This is a genomic window from Sulfurovum sp. bin170, assembly GCF_010892395.1.
Taxonomy (GTDB): Bacteria; Campylobacterota; Campylobacteria; order Campylobacterales; family Sulfurovaceae; genus UBA1140.
Window position 1 is genome coordinate 1 of record NZ_JAACKB010000426.1, and the last position, 4493, is coordinate 4493.

A 4493-nucleotide genomic window follows, 5' to 3' on the forward strand; every position below is an offset into this window, starting at 1 on the left:
TGAAAAGAATTTAATATTCAATAAAGTTATTTTTTGTTATAATTACACATAGTTCTTTAACATTCTTAAAATATGTGGTTGGAAATAGAAGTTTGTATTTCCATAAAATTTTAACAACGATAAATCCTATACATATTGACGCGTAAGTCCCTGCCTATTAGCAGTTGACTGCCTCTTGAAGGCATATCATTCTAGTAATGTAGACTTACAATAAAAATGGTGTTTGGGCTAGGAACTAGCCATTGACCTTCTAAATTAGAATTAAACTCAAAAGCCTTTCGTATTCAGACTCATTGGAGTTTGCTAGTTAGGAAGCCTCTAGCTCTTTAGCTAGAGGTAGTTCACGCAGATGTAGATTTGATGTGTGACATGGTCACACCTACTTGTATCCTATCTCCATCTCATTACCTACCTAATCACAAACAACTTCTTAGTCACCCACCAGATACCATTAGCGATATATCCTAGTGGACCATAAATAGTTTTCTCTTCAAAATTTATCTCTATTGGTGAGAGTACTACAGCATCTTTTAGATATTTCAATCGACCTTGAATAGCATCAATCTGAGTCTGTACACGCCCTAGTTCTCTCTCTATTTTTAGTATCTCTTCTATCTTAGTTGTTTGACTCAAAAGATTTTGCATCTTATCGCGAAATAGTATTAGATTTTTGAGTCTTGCTTCATGGTCAACAAATTGGTTAGTTACATCATTTTGGCTAATGGATTGAGATATTTTATCACCAAGTTTAGCTATCTCATCTAGTGTCATGATTAGTTTATCCGAGGGTACTTTAGCTGAAGCATTATATCTGTCTTCATAGAGACGAGCATTGATAATGTGACCTCCACTCTTTTCGAGTAGGGTTGTGAGAGCCTCTTTTGCCTCTTCAATCTTATCAACCTCCACTCTAATATTAGCTCTTTTGGTAATGATTCGTTTGAGGGGAACAGCCCTTGTTGAGTATGGGTCACTATATATGGTGGGAGCAGGAATAGCTTGAATAGGATAATTAGATGTCGCCGTCGTTATGTTAGAAGATTTTGACCCACATCCTATAAAGAGTATCAGGATAGAGAGCATTAAAAGTTTTGAGAGATTTATCATGTTAGTTCCTTGGTTTTAGTTTTTTGATATTTTATCATGTTTAAACCTAAAAAATCCTCTCCTGCCCCAACCGATAGAGAGCAAAATCATACTTAATAGGGTCAGTTGCATCAAACTCTTTTAACTTCTCTGTCAACTCCAAAGTTGCCTTCATATCATAAGTTTTTCGCTTCAACAGACCAAGCTTCTGAGATACTTTAAAGGTATGTGTATCCAGAGGCATAAGCAAATCTTTTTTCTCTATCTTTGACCATAAACCCATATCAAGTTTATCTTTTCTAACCATCCAACGCAAATACATCAGATAGCGTTTGTAGGTTCCTGCCGAGTTTAGTTTTTTAGGCACACTTCCTACCAAAAAACTGTATCCTCTACTCGTGTAAGGGTAAATCTCTTTGAGTATTGAGATAAAATTCCACAGACCATCCAAGATATTCTGCTCTTTTTTGTACCCTTCATAAAAGATATTCTCTATACTATCTATCTCTTTGAGCCGTTTCAGTGCAATAAACAGAGCCACCACATCTTCTGATTTTTGAAATCTATAATAGTGAGAGGATAGCTCTTTTCGTATCCTCTCATCAGATGCTTCAAGCAGTGAAAAGTCCAAACTATCCAAAAATTTGATAATCGCTTTAACATTTCCATAGGCAAACAGAGCACAAATTAGGGCAATGCTCTCATCCTGATATTTTGATGCAATGAGCAGTGGGTCAGGTTTGTCATAAGAGAGCTCATTGTGATTGTTCCGTGCCTCTACCTCTTGGTCTAATCTATTTTTAATATCCATAAATCACCCCAACTTGCACCACTACAATCAACCAATAGACCAACTGAAATGACCCTTTTATCGTCTTGTGTCTAAACAGTTGTTGAGAAATTAGTCCAGCAGGTGAACCACCAAGTATGGCAACTCCATGCAGGTTCCATTCAGGCACTCTAAGCCTATCACCTGAAGCTATCAGTTTATCGTAACCATAAAGCAGAAAGGTAGTGATATTAATCGCGATAAAATATGCCAAAATAGGGTTTGTCTGTTGGGATAGATAGGCAAATATAGCAATGGTCATGATTGCAGAGATGAAACCAAAAATAAGATAGGGCGAATATTGTTTAGCCCCTGCCACAACAGAGATAGCCGAGAGACCTTTTTTTGTTCTCTTTATCTCAAACTCAACGCTTTGCCCTACAGAGAGTTCCTTAGCATTAGTGATGGCAGAGTGATGAACAAATATATTCTCTTCATGTACTTCTGAATAGATAAATCCGTAACCTTTTTGGGAGTTGTAGTTGATTATTTTGCCGTGCATGGGACTCCTAAATTTTTTTGAATTATAGCGTAAAGAGCAATAAACTTCTTAATTACATATTGGATACAATATCAAAATATACAAAAAAATAGGGATAAATATGATACACAAAAAAATGCAAAGCTTACTTTTGATACTAGCAATGCTCCTGATAACAGCTTGTTCACAAAAAATACCGACCATAGATGGAGAGAACAATAAATTTGCCCATAAATTTTATCCTGCGAATATTGAAGCCCATTATCTAAAGAGCCGTGTAGAAGAGAAGCAGTATCCTCTGATTTTTTTACTTGATGGATATGAGGGAATTTGGCGTAGCTCAACCATCACCAAACGACTACAAGCGATAGGTTACAATGTTGTGACCATTGGCTATTTTGATGATGCGGGGTATAGCAACAATCTAAGCCGAGTTAACCTCGATGACCTAAAAAAACTAATGGATGGTTACAAAACTCATCATGGTGTTGATGCTCAATCTATCGGTCTGATAGGAAGAGGAAAAGGTGCTGAACTCGCTTTGATTTTGGGGAGTCTCTACAATGATATCAAGATGGTTGTGGGGGTATCTGCATCTCATGTGGCTTTTCAGTCGAGTAGAGCAACTTTGGCAACCCACTCATCGTGGACATATAAAGGCAAAGAGATAGATTTTGTTGCCTATCCCAAATTGACCCTATCTGCGATAAAAACTATCATAAGGGTTATAACAAAAGATGATGATTATAGAGCGTTACATGATTTAGCTCTGGAGGACAGAGAGGCTGTTGAAAAGGCTCGTATAAAAGTTGAAAATATCAATGGGGCTATCTATCTAGCCTCTGCCACGCGTGATAAGATGTGGAACTCTACTTTGATGAGTGAGGAGATTGTGAAACGACTAAAAGAGAAAAATTTTGCTCATCACTATGAACATAAAGCTTATGATAGTGATTGGTTTTTGCGTGGTGGAAAGGATTATCAAAAAGGCTGGAGTGATATATATCGGTTTTTGGTGGATAACTTCACTTCAAAACACTCTTTAGATGTTTTTAATTATCTGGATAGAGATAGTAGTGGAAAAATTTCAAAAAATGAGTATATTGCACACAAACAAGATTTGAAAAAACGATGGATAGAGAGAGATAGTGTGAGGAATATGTACAATTGTGATAAAAATTATAATGGAGTAGTAGATTTTTCAGAGCTTTTAAGTATAAAAGAACTTGAACAGATGATGAGAAATGGAGACCCTATGGAGTCTGATTACGCTTGTGGTCTTAGAAAAGATAATTTTAGTAAGTATGACCAAAATGCTAATAAAATCATTACCAAAGAGGAGCTAAAAAAGTTCCATCAGAGAACACCTGACTATAAAGCTAGGTATCTGTCAAGCATAGGAGTGGAAGAGAAGTATTATATAGAGGGTGCAAAAGAGAAGGTTAAGCAGTGTGATGAGAACAATGATAGCCGATTAACCCAAGCAGAAGCGACCTCAACCGTGTGTAAAATGAGTGATAAACTGTTCACTCTTTCAGATAGTAATGGCAATGGTTTTATCTCTATTGATGAGGTTTTAACCATACCAAATAGATATATTATGTTTCGATTTCCTCTTGATAAGAGAGAGCCTTTAAAAATGGAGCAGATTTTAGGACTCTCAATGAGTGAGTGCGATACCAATTATGATGGAGAGCTTAATTTAGCAGAGGTAACCACCAAAGCGTGTGGATTTACAAAAGAGGAGCTTTTGGGAAGTGATTTTGATGGAGATGGAGTTTTTTCAGAGAGAGATATTGAGAGAATTCATACAAATTCAATTTTTAACGAAGCAGATATAGATAAAGATGGTTCGTTGAATCTCTCTGAGTTGATGGGTAGTGAGATAGGTTGGATATAATGTCAAAAAAACCAACAAGCAGAGACAAACTTTTAGATGTGACCTTTGAAGAGGTTTACAGATTTGGATACTGTGGGGCAGGAACATTTGGATAGTAAATGTGAACTACCTCTAGCTAAAGAGCTAGAGGCTTCCTAACTAGCAAACTCCAATGAGTCTGAACACGAAAGGCTTTTGAGTTTAATTCTAATTTAGAA

At 36.5% G+C, this 4493-nt stretch carries 4 protein-coding genes; 1 reads left to right on the plus strand and 3 read right to left on the minus strand.

All coding sequences use genetic code 11. The features are described 5' to 3' along the window. Positions 1–408: 408 nt before the first annotated feature. Genes GSY74_RS10150 through GSY74_RS11065 form a run of 3 tightly spaced genes read right to left on the minus strand, consistent with a single transcriptional unit; the run spans position 409 to position 2417 of the window. Positions 409–1107, minus strand: a complete 699-nt coding sequence (locus tag GSY74_RS10150) for a DUF4349 domain-containing protein (protein WP_164664987.1) — start codon at positions 1105–1107, stop codon at positions 409–411. Positions 1108–1153: 46 nt separating this feature from the next. Continuing rightward, a complete protein-coding gene (locus tag GSY74_RS10155; protein ID WP_164664988.1) occupies positions 1154–1897 on the minus strand; it encodes a TIGR02757 family protein in 744 nt (247 codons plus the stop codon). Then, positions 1887–2417: a cold shock and DUF1294 domain-containing protein gene (locus tag GSY74_RS11065; protein ID WP_164664989.1), complete on the minus strand. Its 531-nt coding sequence runs from the start codon at positions 2415–2417 to the stop codon at positions 1887–1889. Before GSY74_RS11065 ends, GSY74_RS10155 begins: the two co-directional genes overlap by 11 nt. Positions 2418–2517: 100 nt before the next feature. On the opposite strand from GSY74_RS11065, the gene GSY74_RS10165 reads away from it, so the two are divergent. After that, on the plus strand, positions 2518–4296 hold the full coding sequence (locus tag GSY74_RS10165; protein WP_164664990.1) for an acyl-CoA thioester hydrolase/BAAT C-terminal domain-containing protein: 1779 nt from the start codon (positions 2518–2520) through the stop codon (positions 4294–4296). The last annotated feature ends 197 nt before the right edge of the window (positions 4297–4493 follow it).